The sequence below is a fragment of the Roseovarius dicentrarchi genome (assembly GCF_003316635.1).
GTDB classification, from domain to species: domain Bacteria; phylum Pseudomonadota; class Alphaproteobacteria; order Rhodobacterales; family Rhodobacteraceae; genus Roseovarius; species Roseovarius dicentrarchi.
Map to the genome: position 1 here is coordinate 144650 of NZ_QNQP01000003.1, position 14448 is coordinate 159097.

Consider the following 14448-nt stretch of genomic DNA (forward strand, 5'->3'; position numbering starts at 1 on the left):
TCCTAGGGTGGCAAATGTTTAAGAATGGTTAACACGGGAATGGGAATGTTGCGGGCTCAGGGCAGGTAATTGATGCTGTCCGCGTGCCAGCGCTGCCCGTCATGGCGCAGGGCGGTGATCGACAGATTGTCGATGCGGTGGCCGAACGCCTCGTAGGCGGTGATGCCAAGCGCGGTCTGAACCTGCGTCAGAATAGCGCCCATATGCGCCACGGCGATGATGTCGCGGCCCGGATGGGCGGCGCGCAGAGTGCCAACCGCGGCGGACACGCGGGCGCTGGCGGCGTTCCAGGATTCGCCGTCCGGCGCGCTGAGATCGCCGGGCGTCTCCCAGAAGGCGCGCAGGCGCTCGGGCTGCGGGGCGCTGTCGAAACTGGCCATTTCCCACGCGCCAAAGTTAATCTCGCGCAGGGACGGGGTGTCAGGCAGGCGTATCCGGGCGCCCTGTATCGCGGTGGCGGTGTCATGCGCGCGGATCAGGTCCGACGATATGACCAGCGCATCCTGCGGCAGGTGCGATGAGACGCGCGCCAGCTGGGCGGTATCGCTCAGATCGGCGGGCAGATCGGTCCAGCCGACCATGGCGTTTGCATGGGTCGGGCCGTGGCGGACCCAGAAAAAACGGCTCATGGCAAGGCCCCTTTCAGCGTCATGGGCAATCCGGCCGCGATGAATACGACCAGCCCGGCCTGTTCGGCCAAACGCTGATTTAGCGCGCCTTGGGCGCGTTGAAAGCGTCGGGCCAGCGCATTGTCCGGCACGACGGACAGGCCCACCTCGTTCGATACGATGACAACCGGCGCCGCGCAGGCGGCGAGGGACGCGAACAATGCGGCCTCGGCGCCAGCCAGATCGCTGCCGCCCAGCATGTGATTGCTCAGCCACAGGGTTGCGCAATCGAGCAAGACGGCCTGATCCGCGCCCGCAGCCGCCAGCGCCGGACCCAGATCCAGCGGCGCCTCGACCGTGGTCCAGCCGTCTGCCGCGCGGGCCTGTCGGTGCTGCGCGATCTGGCGCTGCATTTCGCCGTCGTAGGCTTCGGCAGTGGCCAGATACAGCCGCCGGTTGCCGGCACGGCGCACCAGATTTTCGGCAAAGGCCGATTTTCCCGAAGCCGCCCCACCTAGCACCAATGTCAGGCTTGGCAACATAAGCTATGAACCTTTTATGATCCGAAACGTTACCCCTTCCGTAACACCTCACATAACACTGAGGAAGAGCGCGCCACGGCGTGCCGAACCGGAGGAAGACAGATGGCTCTGGACGTTCAACAAAGCAGCTCGATGTCGCGCAAGGCCATGAAGGCCGAATTGCTGGATGCCGAAACCGAGTTGAAGCTGGCCTATGCATGGCGCGATCATCGTGATGAGGAGGCCCTGCACCGACTGATCACTGCCTATATGCGGCTGGCCATTTCGATGGCATCCAAGTTCCGCCGCTATGGCGCGCCGATGAATGATCTGATCCAGGAGGCGGGTCTGGGCCTGATGAAGGCCGCCGAGAAATTCGACCCGGACCGTGGCGTGCGGTTTTCGACCTACGCCGTCTGGTGGATCAAGGCGAGCGTTCAGGATTACGTCATGCGCAATTGGTCCATGGTGCGGACCGGATCGACATCGTCGCAAAAGTCGCTGTTTTTCAACATGCGCCGCGTTCAGGCCCGGCTGGAGCGCGAGGCGATGGCCCAGGGCGCCGAGCTGGACGGGTACCAGCTGCGCGAGATGATCGCGCAGGAGGTGGGCGTGCCGCTGCGCGATGTGGAGATGATGCAAGGTCGGCTGTCGGGGTCCGACTTTTCGCTGAATGCGACGCAAAGCTCCGAAGATGAGGGGCGCGAGTGGATCGACGCGCTGGAGGATGACGCCCCGCGCGGCGATCAGCTGGTCGAGGTCGATCACGATCTGGCGGCCCTGCGCGGCTGGCTGACCGAGGCGATGGGAACGCTCAGCACGCGCGAGCAGTTCATCGTGCGCGAGCGCAAGTTGCGCGAGGAGCCACGCACATTGGAGAGCCTCGGGACCGAGTTGAAGCTGAGCAAGGAACGCGTGCGCCAACTGGAAGCGGCGGCATTTCAGAAGATGCGCAAAACCCTTGAGGCCAAAGGCGCCGAAGTTCACAGCCTGCTGGTGTGACCGCGCCCTTGTCTCCGGTGCGGCGCAATCCTACTGTGACCCGTCGATACTGACCGGAGGGTTACATGCTGGCGTCAAAGCGTATTTTGCTTATCATCAGCGGCGGCATTGCCGCGTTCAAGGCGCTGGATCTGATCCGGCGCCTGCGTGAACGCGGTGCCACGGTCACGCCTGTCCTGACGCGCGCGGGCACCGAATTTGTCACGCCGCTGTCGGTATCGGCGTTGGCAGGGCGCAAGGTGTTTACCGATCTGTTCGATCTGACATCCGAGGCCGAGATGGGCCATATCGAGCTTAGCCGAAGTGCGGATCTGATCGTCGTGGCGCCCGCGACTGCCGATCTGATGGCAAAAATGGCGCAGGGGCATGCGGATGATCTGGCCTCGACCCTGCTCTTGGCGACAGATACACCCGTTTTGATCGCGCCCGCGATGAATGTCCGCATGTGGCAGCACCCTGCAACGCAGCGCAATATCGCGGTCTTGCGCGGTGACGGCATCATGTTCGCCGGTCCCGACGATGGCGACATGGCCTGCGGCGAACACGGGCCGGGCCGCATGGCCGAGCCGCTGGATATCGTGTCAGCGATTGATCGGGCGCTGGCCGATGGGCCGATGAAGGGCCGCCGCGTTTTGGTCACGTCCGGCCCCACGCATGAGCCGATCGACCCGGTACGCTACATCGCCAACCGGTCCTCGGGCGCGCAGGGAACAGCGATTGCGCGCGCCTTGGCCGGTTTGGGCGCGCAGGTGGTGTTTGTCACCGGCCCTGCGGATGTGCCACCGCCGGGCGGCGTCGAGGTGCACCGGGTCGAAACCGCCCGCGAAATGCTGGCGGCGTGCGAGGCGGCGCTGCCTGTTGACGTCGCGGTTTGTGCGGCGGCCGTTGCAGATTGGCGCATGGCCACCGCTGCCACCTCAAAGATGAAGAAAACGGCAGGCGGTCTGCCGCAACTGGAATTCGCCGAAAACCCCGACATTCTGGCCAGCCTGTCACAGCGGGCAGAGGGCCGGCCCGGCCTTGTCATCGGCTTTGCCGCCGAGACCGACGATCTGGAGGCGAACGCCACCGCCAAGCGCCGGCGCAAGGGCTGCGACTGGATTGTTGCCAATGACGTCAGTGCCGGTACGGGGATCATGGGGGGCAGCGAGAACGCCGTTCTGCTGATCACAGAGACAGGAGCAGAGGCGTGGCCGCGCATGGCCAAGGACCGCGTTGCCGCGCAGCTGGCACAGCGTATTGCGGATGCGTTGCCGTCCAGGCTGTAACAGCGTCCAACGTCGCACCGAACCGCTAAGATCCGGTTAATCCGCGCGCGCGAATGCGTATTGCGCGGCCCCTGTGATTGCCGCAAAAGGACATCGCAGCGCAATGTGGTGGCCGGTATAAATGCACAGACCTTTGGAGAAATCGCCAAAATCCTATGCGGTTGCCGTCACGTTATGCGGAGTCTTTGGGATGATGGGCGTGCATCATTTCTATCTGGGCGACTGGCTTCATGGTCTGGCGGATGCCGGGCTGCTGGTTCTTGCGGTGGCATTTTCCTTGCAAGGCTACGGGGGGCTGGCGCTGCTGGTTCTGGTCATCGATGCCATCCACACCATCGTGATATTTTACTACCTTATCGTCGAGAAATGGCGCGACGGTCAGGGGCGCCCCGTCACGCTTTAGGTGCGCGCGATACCCATCATTGCCGCTGGGCGGCATCTTGAAAGGATAGAAACCATGTCTGACACTACTACCCTTGGCCCGGTCAGCGACAAGAAATTCGTGCCTGCCGTGCTGCTCTGCTTTTTCCTGGGCGGGCTGGGCATCCACCGGTTTTACCTGGGCAAGATCGGCACCGGCATCCTGATGCTGGTGACGCTGGGCGGTTTCGGTATCTGGACCATCATTGATTTTGTCCGCCTGATCGTTGGCTCGCTCAAGGACAGGAACGGCCTGCCGTTACAGCGCTAATTGCGCCCGGCGGCGGCGATTCTATGATGGACGTAACATTTTGGCCGGGCGTGGCACATGGCGCCAATATTTGTGATCACACGCATAGGCGTGTGATCACAAATAGCAGTTGTTAGGGCCACCGTGGCACTTTTCGGCGCTTTGGGGCTGGGCAAGCGCGTCAGGACGGCTAGAACAATGTGCAAGTGGATAGCAAAGGATCAACCGATATGGCCGATGTGAACCGGGGCGAGCGCCCGCTGTCGCCGCATATTTCCATCTACCGCCCGCAGATGACGTCGATCAGCTCGATCCTGACGCGGATCACTGGCAACGCGCTGATCGTGGCCGTTCTGCCGATGGTATGGTGGCTGCTGGCCGCCGCCGCCGGGCCGGAGTATTTCGACACGGCCAACGCTGTGATCACCTCATGGTTTGGCATCCTGGTGATGACGCTGTCGCTGTGGGCGATCTGGTATCATTATCTGGCTGGGCTGCGGCACCTGATCTGGGACACGGGCAAGGCGCTTGATATCAAATCCGCCGAGACGCTGGGCTGGGTCTGTGTGATCGGCTCTGTCGTGCTGACCGTCCTGACACTCATCATCATTTAAGGGAGGGCAAGCCATGCGTTTCATGACCGCCCGCAAACGCGCCGAGGGTAAGGGCGCTGCACATTCCGGCACCGAACATCACTGGTACATGACCGTCAGTTCGGTCGGGCTGGCGCTGATCGTGCCGACATTCCTGTACATTTTCGGCAGCACACTGGGCGGCACGCGCGACGAGGTGATCGCCACGCTCAGCCACCCCGCCGTGGCGATCCTGTTCGGTCTGGTGTTCTTTGTGGGCCTGGAGCATTTCCGCAAGGGCGCCCAGACGATGATCGAGGATTACAGCAAGGGCCTGACGCGGCGCCTGCTGATCATCGGTGTGACTGTGCTGTCTTATGGGCTTACGGCGACCAGCCTGTTCGCCCTTGCCAAAATCGCGATTTAAGGACCTCATCCAATGGCCGAATACGAATACGAGACGCATGATTACGACGTCGTGGTCGTCGGTGCCGGCGGCGCCGGGCTGCGCGCAACGCTGGGTATGGCCGAGCAGGGCCTGCGCACCGCCTGCGTGACCAAGGTGTTCCCGACCCGCTCGCACACGGTTGCCGCGCAAGGCGGCATTGCCGCGTCGCTGTCGAACATGGGCCCCGACCACTGGCAGTGGCATATGTATGACACCGTCAAGGGGTCCGACTGGCTGGGCGATACCGACGCGATGGAGTATCTGGCCCGCGAGGCGCCCAAAGCGGTGTACGAGCTGGAACATTACGGCGTGCCATTCTCGCGCACCGAAGAGGGCAAGATTTACCAGCGCCCCTTTGGTGGCCACACCACCGAGTTTGGCGATGGCCCCGCCGTGCAGCGGACCTGCGCTGCGGCTGACCGGACCGGCCACGCGATCCTGCACACGCTTTACGGCCAGAGCCTGAAGCAGAAGGCAGAATTTTACATCGAATACTTCGCCATCGACCTGCTGATGTCCGATGATGGCGCCTGCACCGGCGTTGTTTGCTGGAAGCTGGACGACGGCACGATGCATGTCTTCAACGCCAAGACGGTGGTTCTGGCCACAGGCGGCTACGGGCGTGCGTATTTCAGCGCAACATCCGCCCATACCTGCACCGGCGATGGCGGCGGCATGGTGGCGCGGGCGGGCCTGCCGCTTCAGGATATGGAGTTTGTGCAATTCCACCCCACCGGCATTTACGGCGCGGGCTGCCTGATCACCGAGGGCGCGCGCGGCGAGGGCGGGTATCTGACCAACTCCGAAGGCGAGCGGTTCATGGAACGGTACGCGCCCCAGTACAAGGATCTGGCGCCGCGCGATTATGTCAGCCGCTGCATGACCATGGAAATGCGCGAGGGGCGCGGTGTGGGCAAGGATGCCGATCACATCCACCTGAACCTGTCGCATCTTCCGCCCGAGGCGCTGAACCTGCGCCTGCCGGGCATTTCCGAATCGGCCAAGATTTTCGCCGGTGTCGACGTCACCAAGGAACCGATCCCGGTCATCCCCACGGTGCATTACAACATGGGCGGCATCCCCACCAACTACTGGGGCGAGGTGCTGAACCCGACCGAGGACGATCCGACCGCAATCGTGCCCGGCCTGATGGCGGTGGGCGAGGCGGGCTGTGCATCGGTGCATGGCGCCAACCGCCTTGGATCGAACTCGTTGATTGACCTTGTGGTGTTTGGCCGCGCCGCCGCGATCCGCGCGGGCAAGGTGGTGGACCGCGAGGCTGCCGTACCTTCCACGAACAAGGCTGGCGTCGAAAAAGCGTTTGCGCGCTTTGACAGCATCCGGCATGCGGATGGCGGCACGCCGACAGCCGAGTTGCGGCTGGAGATGCAGAAAACCATGCAGGCCGATGCCGCCGTGTTCCGCGCGTCTGAAACGCTGTCCGACGGGGTCGAACGAATGGGCGAAATCGCGGCCAAGCTGGATGACCTGCACGTCACCGACCGCAGCCTGATCTGGAACACCGACCTGATGGAAACGCTGGAGCTGACAAACCTGATGCCCAACGCGATGGCCACCATCGTCGCCGCCGAAGCCCGCCATGAAAGCCGAGGCGCCCACGCGCACGAGGATTTCCCGGCGCGCGACGACGAAAAATGGCGCGTTCACAGCATCGCGCGGGTGGATGGCCCCAAGGTGAATCTCAGCTATCGCCCGATCATCGAAACGCCCCTGACGACCGAGGCGGAAGGCGGCATTTCGCCCGAGAAGATCGCACCGAAAGAGCGGACGTTCTGATGAAGGCGCTGGCCATACTGGCTTTGGCCGCCATGCCGCTCGGCGCCTGTTCGACGGCCAATGACATGGCCGACGATCTGGCGCGCGGCCGGGCCAAGGCGGTGGTGAATGGCTATGTCGCGGATCGCTATCCGGGGCTGAATTCGGCGCCGGTGACGGATTGCATCATCGACGCGGCGAATGCCCGCGAGATCCTGCAAATCGCCAGCGCCACGGTGACGGGGCTGGACGCCGGGACGGCCGAACAGATCGGCATGATCGCCCGGCGACCCGAAGCCTTGCAATGTATTGCCCAAAACGGCCTGAGCCTTTTGGGTTGAGAGGAGTACGACGATGGTTCAACTCACACTGCCGAAAAACAGCCGCATGGTGACCGGCAAAACATGGCCCAAGCCCGAGGGCGCCACCAACCTGCGCAAATTCAGCATCTATCGCTGGACGCCCGATGACGGCAAAAACCCGCGCGTCGATACCTATTTCGTCGACATGGACACCTGCGGCCCGATGGTTCTGGACGCGCTGATCAAGATCAAGACCGAGATTGACCCGACGCTGTCCTTCCGCCGGTCCTGCCGCGAGGGGATTTGCGGCAGCTGCTCGATGAACATCGGCGGCATCAATACGCTGGCCTGCATCTACGGCATGGACGAGGTGAAGGGCGACGTGAAAATCTACCCGCTGCCGCACATGCCGGTCGTGCGGGACCTGATCACCGACCTGACGCATTTCTATGCCCAGCACGCCAGCATCCAGCCATGGCTGGAGACGGAAACGAACGAGCCGGCCAAGGAGTGGAAGCAGTCCATCGAGGACCGCGAAAAGCTGGACGGTCTGTATGAATGCGTGATGTGCGCCTGCTGCTCGACCGCCTGCCCCAGCTACTGGTGGAACGGCGACAAATATCTGGGGCCGGCCGCCTTGCTGCACGCCTATCGCTGGATTGTCGATTCGCGCGATGAGAACACCGGCGAGCGGCTGGACGATCTGGAAGATCCGTTCAAGTTGTACCGCTGCCACACGATCATGAACTGCACCAAAACATGCCCGAAGGGTCTGAATCCAGCCAAGGCAATCGCTAACATCAAGAAGTTGATGGTAGAACGGGCGATTTGATCCCTAAAGTGACGCAACACGTATAGCAGGCCGCATCGCGGCCTGTTTTTTTATGCGATGCGCGGATATGATATAAATCAATTTGCGGCGGTCTTGTGTTGACTGCTGGGAAAATAAGTTAAACACTGGGAAATCAGGGTTAGGAGGCGACATGGGCGCAGATCAAGGTAGCGGTGTTTGGAAGTCCGGACGTGGCAAGGGCCGCGTAACGCCGAAGGGACGACAGCTCGACGATAAACCTTGGGCCGAAGTGAAGGCGCTTCTGGTCGGGCAGGAGGTCCGCCGTGACCGTCTGATCGAATATCTGCACCTGATTCAGGACAAATTCGGCCACCTGTCAGCCGCGCATCTGCGCGCATTGGCCGAAGAAATGCGTATCAGCATGGCCGAAGTTTACGAGGTGGCAACGTTTTACGCCCATTTTGACGTCGTCAAGGAAGGCGAGACGCCGCCCCCCGCGCTGACCATCCGGGTCTGCGATTCGCTGAGCTGCGAACTGGCGGGCGCGCAGGAATTGAAATCCGCGCTGGAAAGCGGGCTGGACCCCGCCGAGGTCCGCGTTCTGCGCGCGCCTTGCATGGGCCGCTGCGATACCGCGCCGGTGCTGGAGCTGGGCCACGCCCATATTGATTTTGCGACCCCGGAAAAGGTGAATGCGGCAATCGCGGCCGGTCATACGCACCCGGTCATCCCTGATTACGAAACGTTTGACACCTACAAGGCCAATGGCGGCTACGACGTGCTGGCCAAACTGCGCAAGGATGGCGATTTCGAGACTGTTCAGCAGACGCTGCTGGATGCCGGTATTCGCGGCCTTGGCGGTGCGGGTTTCCCTTCGGGCAAGAAGTGGGGCTTTGTCCGCGCCGAAGCTGGCCCGCGTTATCTGGCCGTCAATGGCGACGAGGGCGAGCCGGGCACGTTCAAGGACCGCTATCATCTGGAACGGACGCCGCATCTGTTCCTTGAGGGGATGCTGATCGCCGCATGGGCGGTCGAGGCCGACACCTGCTTTATCTACATGCGCGACGAATATCCTGCTGTTCTGGAAATTCTGGCCCGCGAAATCGCGGCGCTCGAAGACGCCGGAATCGCGCCCAAGGGCTATATCGAGGTGCGCCGCGGTGCGGGCGCCTATATCTGCGGCGAAGAAAGCGCGATGATCGAATCGATCGAGGGCAAGCGCGGCATTCCGCGGCACCGTCCGCCATTCGTGGCGCAGGTCGGCGTGTTCAACCGCCCGACGCTGGTGAACAACATCGAAACCCTGCATTGGGTCGCGCGCATCTTGCGCGAGGGCGGGCAGATCCTGTCTGGCGTTGAAAAGAACGGCCGCAAGGGCATGCGCAGCTACTCGGTTTCGGGCCGGGTCAAAAATCCTGGCGTGCATCTGCTGCCTGCCGGATCGACCATCACCGACATCATCGAGGCTGCCGGCGGCATGCCGGATGGGCATACCTTCAAGGCGTATCAGCCGGGCGGCCCGTCCTCGGGGCTTTTACCTGCGTCGATGAATGATATCCCGCTGGATTTCGACACGCTGCAACCGCATGGTACTTTCATCGGATCCGCTGCTGTCGTTGTTCTCAGCGACAAGGACAGTGCCAAACAGGCGGCGCTGAACATGCTGCGGTTCTTTGAGGATGAAAGCTGCGGCCAGTGTACGCCCTGCCGGGTCGGCTGCGAAAAGGCGGTCAAGCTGATGCAGGCGGACACGTGGGACCAGCCGCTGCTGGACGAGCTTTGCACAGCCATGGTCGATGCGTCGATCTGCGGTCTGGGGCAGGCGGCGCCGAACCCGATACTCTCGACGATGAAGTTTTTCCCGGAGGAAATCTGATGCTCGATACCACGACGGAGACAGTCACTTTTACGCTCGACGGCGCCGAAGTTACCGCACCCAAGGGCATGACGATCTGGGAAATCAGCCATGGTCGCGGCTTGATCATCCCCAACCTGTGCCACAAGCCACAGCCCGGCTATCGCCCGGATGGCAACTGCCGCGCCTGCATGGTCGAGATCGAGGGCGAGCGTGTGCTGGCCGCCTCCTGCATCCGCGAGCCGGGTGACGGGATGGTGGTGAAAACCGACACGGCCCGCGCCAAGAATGCGCGCAAGATGGTGATGGAAATGCTGATCGCCGACCAGCCCGAGCAGGAGGTCGCGCACGACAAATCCAGCCACATGTGGGACATGGCCGCGATGCAGGGCGTCGAGGAAAGCCGCTTTCCCAAGCTGGAAGAGGGGCGCATTCCGCTGCTCGATGACAGCCACGTCGCGATGAGCGTCAATCTGGACGCGTGCATCCAGTGCGGCCTGTGCGTGCGCGCCTGCCGCGAGGTTCAGGTCAATGACGTGATCGGCATGGCGGGGCGCGGGCACAACGCCTACCCGGTGTTCGATTTCGACGATCCCATGGGCGAGAGCACCTGCGTCGCCTGCGGCGAATGCGTTCAGGCCTGCCCAACCGGCGCCCTGATGCCGTCGAGCGTTGTCGATGAGGAACAGGTTGGCGACAGTGCCGATTTCGATTCAGAGACCAAGAGCATCTGCCCGTTCTGCGGTGTCGGCTGCCAGATTTCGCTGAAGGTCAAGGACGGCAAGGTCAAATATGTCGAGGGCATCAACGGCCCCGCCAACGAGGGGCGTCTGTGCGTCAAGGGCCGCTTTGGCTTTGACTATATCCACCACCCGCACCGCCTGACCAAGCCGCTGATCCGCCGCGATGATGCCCCCGCCAAGGGGCTGAATGTCGATCCCGGCGATTGGAGCAAACATTTCCGCGAAGCCAGCTGGGAAGAGGCGATGGATTTCGCCGCCAAGGGGCTGAAGGGCCGTGGCCGCGAAGTGGCCGGTTTCGGCAGCGCCAAATGCACCAACGAAGAGGCGTATCTGTTTCAGAAGCTGATCCGTCAGGGATTTGGCCACAATAACGTGGATCACTGCACGCGGCTGTGCCATGCGTCGTCCGTGTCTGCGCTGATCGAAAACGTCGGGTCGGGCGCCGTGACGGCGACCTTCAACGAGATCGAGAATGCCGATGTCGCCATCATCATCGGTGCCAATCCGATCGAGAACCACCCCGTCGCCGCCACCTATTTCAAGCAGTTCACCAAGCGCGGTGGCAAGCTGATCGTGATGGATCCGCGCGGGCAGGGCATGAGGCGATTCGCCACCCACATGCTGCAATTCCGCCCCGGCGCGGATGTGTCGATGCTGAACGCGATCATGCACACGATCGTCGATGAAAACCTTTATGATAAGCAGTATATCGACGCCTACACCGAAAACTGGGAAGCGGAAAAGGCGCATCTGGCCGATTTCAGCCCCGAAAAGATGGAAGGCATCTGCGGTATCCCGGCAGAGGAACTGCGCGCGGTTGCGCGCACCTATGCCGGTGCCAAATCTGCGATGATTTTCTGGGGCATGGGCGTCAGCCAGCATATCCACGGCACCGACAACTCGCGCTGTCTGATTTCGCTGGCGCTGATGTGCGGTCAGGTTGGCCGCCCCGGCGCGGGCCTGCATCCGCTGCGCGGCCAGAACAACGTGCAGGGCGCCTCCGATGCGGGCCTCGTCCCGATGTTCCTGCCCGACTATCAAAGCGTGACCAGCGATAATATTCGCAAGGCGTTTACCGATGTCTGGGAAAGCGGCGATTTCAGCAATGAAAAGGGCCTGACCGTGACCGAAATCATGGACGCGGTCCATGATGGCGACATCAAGGCGATGTATATCCTGGGCGAAAACCCGGCCATGTCGGACCCCGACGTGGAGCATGCCCGCGATGCGCTGGCCAAGCTGGATCATCTGGTGGTGCAGGATATCTTCCTGACCGAAACGGCGAACTATGCCGATGTGATCCTGCCCGCCTCTGCTTTTGCCGAGAAATCCGGCACGGTGACCAACACCAACCGTCAGGTTCAGATGGCCCGCCCCGCGCTGCCGCCCATGGGCGACGCGCGCGAGGATTGGAAGATCACGATTGATCTGGCCAACCGGCTGGGCCTGGGGTGGTCCTACGACAGCCCCGCGGATGTGTTCGCCGAGATGAAGCTGAACATGCGCAGCCTCGACAACATCACGTGGGAGCGGCTGGAGAACGAAGGCGCGGTAACCTATCCGTCGCTGACCCCAACCGACCCCGGCCAGCCCATCGTGTTCGGCGACGGCTTCCCCCGGCCCGAGGGGCGCGCGCGGTTTACGCCCGCGTCGATCATCGCACCCGATGACGTGCCGGACGAAGAATACCCGATGATCCTGACCACCGGCCGCCAGCTGGAGCATTGGCACACCGGGTCGATGACGCGCCGCTCCAGGGTGCTGGATTCGGTCGAGCCGGAGGCGAACTGTTCACTGCATCCCAGCACCCTGCGCAAGCTGGGCGTCGCACCGGGCGAACATGTGCGCCTGACCACCAAGCGTGGCAGCATCAGCATCATGGCGCGGGCCGACCGCGCCGTGGCCCCGGACATGGTGTTCCTGCCCTTCGCCTTTGTCGAAGCGGCTGCGAATATCCTGACAAACCCGGCGGTTGACCCTTACGGCAAGATTCCAGAGTTCAAGTTCTCTGCCGTCAAGGTCGAAGCCGACAACGCCAAATCCGTCGCCGCCGAGTGACGATTGAATAACCCCAGGGAGACTATCTAAATGTCCTACAAGAGCGATATCGAAATTGCGCGCGCAGCGAACAAGAAACCGATCCAGGAGGTCGGTGACAAGTTGGGCATCCCCAACGAACACCTGCTGCCCTATGGCCATGACAAGGCCAAGGTATCTCAGGCCTATATCGACAGCGTTCAAAAGAACAAGAACGGCAAGCTGATCCTTGTCACCGCGATCAACCCGACGCCTGCCGGCGAAGGCAAGACAACCACAACCGTCGGTCTGGGCGACGGTCTGAATGCCATCGGCAAAAAAGCGATGGTCTGTATCCGCGAGGCATCGCTTGGGCCGAACTTCGGCATGAAGGGCGGCGCCGCAGGTGGTGGTTACGCACAGGTTGTTCCGATGGAGGAGATGAACCTGCACTTCACAGGTGACTTCCACGCGATCACATCCGCGCATTCGCTGCTGTCGGCCATGATCGACAACCACATCTATTGGGGCAATGAGCTGGATATCGACATCCGCCGCGTCGTCTGGCGCCGGGTTGTCGACATGAACGACCGCGCGCTGCGCCAGATCACCGCGTCGCTGGGCGGTGTTTCCAACGGTTTCCCGCGTGAGACCGGCTTTGACATCACCGTGGCGTCCGAAGTCATGGCGATCCTCTGCCTCGCCAAAAACCTCAAGGACCTCGAAGAGCGTCTGGGCGACATGATCGTGGCCTATCGCCGCGACCGCAGCCCCGTCTTCTGCCGCGATATCGAGGCACAGGGCGCGATGACCGTCCTGCTCAAGGACGCGATGCAGCCCAACCTGGTGCAGACGCTGGAAAACAACCCGGCCTTTGTCCATGGCGGCCCGTTCGCCAACATCGCGCACGGCTGCAACTCGGTCACGGCGACATCGACCGCGCTGAAGATCGCAGATTTCGTCGTGACGGAAGCCGGCTTTGGGGCCGATCTGGGCGCCGAGAAGTTCATGAACATCAAGTGCCGCAAGGCGGGCCTTGCGCCTGACTGCGTGGTGCTGGTTGCCACCGTGCGCGCGATGAAGATGAACGGCGGCGTTGCCAAGGCTGATCTGGGCGCCGAAAACGTCGATGCGGTCAAGGAAGGCTGCGCCAACCTTGGTCGCCACATCGGCAACCTCAAGTCGTTCGGCGTGCCGGTCGTCGTCGCAATCAACCATTTCGTCAACGATACCGACGCCGAGGTTGAAGCGGTCAAGGAATATGTCAAGGGCCAAGGCTCCGAAGCGATCCTGTCGCGCCACTGGGAGCTGGGCAGCGAAGGCAGTGCCGATCTGGCCCGCCGTGTTGCCGAGATTGCAGAAAGCGGCGAAGCCAACTTCAAGCCGATCTATGCCGACGAAATGCCGCTGTTTGAAAAGATCGAGACGATTGCGAAGAACATCTATCATGCCGATGGTGTGGTGGCTGACAGCAAGATCCGCGATCAGCTGAAACTGTGGGAAGAGCAGGGCTATGGCAATCTGCCGATCTGCATGGCGAAAACGCAGTACAGCTTTACCACCGATCCCAACCGCCGCGGCGCACCCACGGGCCATTCCGTGCCTGTGCGCGAAGTGCGCCTGAGCGCCGGTGCCGGTTTTGTTGTCGTCGTCTGCGGCGAGATCATGACCATGCCGGGCCTGCCACGCACACCTGCGGCGCAGTCGATCCGCCTGAATGACGACGGCGAAATCGAAGGGCTGTTCTGAACAGCGCGGATCGCCGGGGGTATCGAACCCCCGGTGATCCGGTCACCGCCCTTTGGGCGGCTCCTGCGCTCCGCGCGGGGATATTTTCAGCAAGAAGAAAGCAGGGGCATGGCCTCTTGTGGCAT

14 protein-coding genes are annotated in these 14448 nt (G+C 62.3%); 12 read left to right on the forward strand and 2 right to left on the reverse strand.

The features are described from left to right. Window positions 1-56: 56 nt before the first annotated feature. Both DQ230_RS03235 and cobU read right to left on the reverse strand, forming a co-directional pair. Entirely contained in the window at window positions 57-629 is a 573-nt protein-coding gene (locus tag DQ230_RS03235) for a histidine phosphatase family protein (RefSeq protein ID WP_113911061.1), read from the reverse strand. Further along, window positions 626-1150 carry a bifunctional adenosylcobinamide kinase/adenosylcobinamide-phosphate guanylyltransferase gene (cobU, locus tag DQ230_RS03240; protein WP_113911062.1) on the reverse strand — a complete coding sequence of 175 codons (525 nt, stop codon included), beginning with the start codon at window positions 1148-1150 and terminating at the stop codon, window positions 626-628. Before cobU ends, DQ230_RS03235 begins: the two co-directional genes overlap by 4 nt. A gap of 102 nt (window positions 1151-1252) precedes the next feature. On the opposite strand from cobU, the gene DQ230_RS03245 reads away from it, so the two are divergent. The 12 genes from DQ230_RS03245 (at window position 1253) to DQ230_RS03300 (ending at window position 14323) form a co-directional block, all read left to right on the forward strand. After that, window positions 1253-2131 (forward strand): RNA polymerase factor sigma-32, encoded by an 879-nt coding sequence (locus DQ230_RS03245; protein ID WP_113911063.1) that lies wholly within the window; start codon window positions 1253-1255, stop codon window positions 2129-2131. A 65-nt stretch (window positions 2132-2196) separates the two neighbouring features. Further along, complete coding sequence (coaBC, locus tag DQ230_RS03250) at window positions 2197-3399, forward strand: bifunctional phosphopantothenoylcysteine decarboxylase/phosphopantothenate--cysteine ligase CoaBC (RefSeq protein ID WP_113911064.1); 1203 nt, start codon at window positions 2197-2199, stop codon at window positions 3397-3399. A gap of 121 nt (window positions 3400-3520) precedes the next feature. Next, entirely contained in the window at window positions 3521-3802 is a 282-nt protein-coding gene (locus DQ230_RS03255; protein ID WP_113911065.1) for an NINE protein, read from the forward strand. Between the two features lie 54 nt (window positions 3803-3856). Beyond that, on the forward strand, window positions 3857-4090 hold the full coding sequence (locus tag DQ230_RS03260; protein WP_113911066.1) for a TM2 domain-containing protein: 234 nt from the start codon (window positions 3857-3859) through the stop codon (window positions 4088-4090). A 209-nt stretch (window positions 4091-4299) separates the two neighbouring features. Beyond that, on the forward strand, window positions 4300-4683 hold the full coding sequence (sdhC, locus tag DQ230_RS03265; RefSeq protein WP_113911067.1) for a succinate dehydrogenase, cytochrome b556 subunit: 384 nt from the start codon (window positions 4300-4302) through the stop codon (window positions 4681-4683). Between the two features lie 13 nt (window positions 4684-4696). Then, window positions 4697-5068 (forward strand): succinate dehydrogenase, hydrophobic membrane anchor protein, encoded by a 372-nt coding sequence (gene sdhD, locus DQ230_RS03270; protein WP_113911068.1) that lies wholly within the window; start codon window positions 4697-4699, stop codon window positions 5066-5068. Window positions 5069-5080: 12 nt separating this feature from the next. Continuing rightward, complete coding sequence (gene sdhA / locus DQ230_RS03275; protein ID WP_113911069.1) at window positions 5081-6886, forward strand: succinate dehydrogenase flavoprotein subunit; 1806 nt, start codon at window positions 5081-5083, stop codon at window positions 6884-6886. Further along, complete coding sequence (locus DQ230_RS03280) at window positions 6886-7206, forward strand: succinate dehydrogenase (RefSeq protein WP_238987405.1); 321 nt, start codon at window positions 6886-6888, stop codon at window positions 7204-7206. Before sdhA ends, DQ230_RS03280 begins: the two co-directional genes overlap by 1 nt. 13 nt (window positions 7207-7219) lie before the next feature. After that, window positions 7220-7999, forward strand: a complete 780-nt coding sequence (locus DQ230_RS03285) for a succinate dehydrogenase iron-sulfur subunit (RefSeq protein WP_113911070.1) — start codon at window positions 7220-7222, stop codon at window positions 7997-7999. A 151-nt stretch (window positions 8000-8150) separates the two neighbouring features. Then, window positions 8151-9836, forward strand: coding sequence for an NAD(P)H-dependent oxidoreductase subunit E (locus tag DQ230_RS03290; protein ID WP_113911071.1), 1686 nt, complete (start codon window positions 8151-8153; stop codon window positions 9834-9836). Next, window positions 9836-12616, forward strand: a complete 2781-nt coding sequence (gene fdhF, locus DQ230_RS03295; protein WP_113911072.1) for a formate dehydrogenase subunit alpha — start codon at window positions 9836-9838, stop codon at window positions 12614-12616. Before DQ230_RS03290 ends, fdhF begins: the two co-directional genes overlap by 1 nt. Window positions 12617-12646: 30 nt before the next feature. Next, window positions 12647-14323: a formate--tetrahydrofolate ligase gene (locus DQ230_RS03300; protein WP_113911073.1), complete on the forward strand. Its 1677-nt coding sequence runs from the start codon at window positions 12647-12649 to the stop codon at window positions 14321-14323. Window positions 14324-14448: the final 125 nt, after the last annotated feature.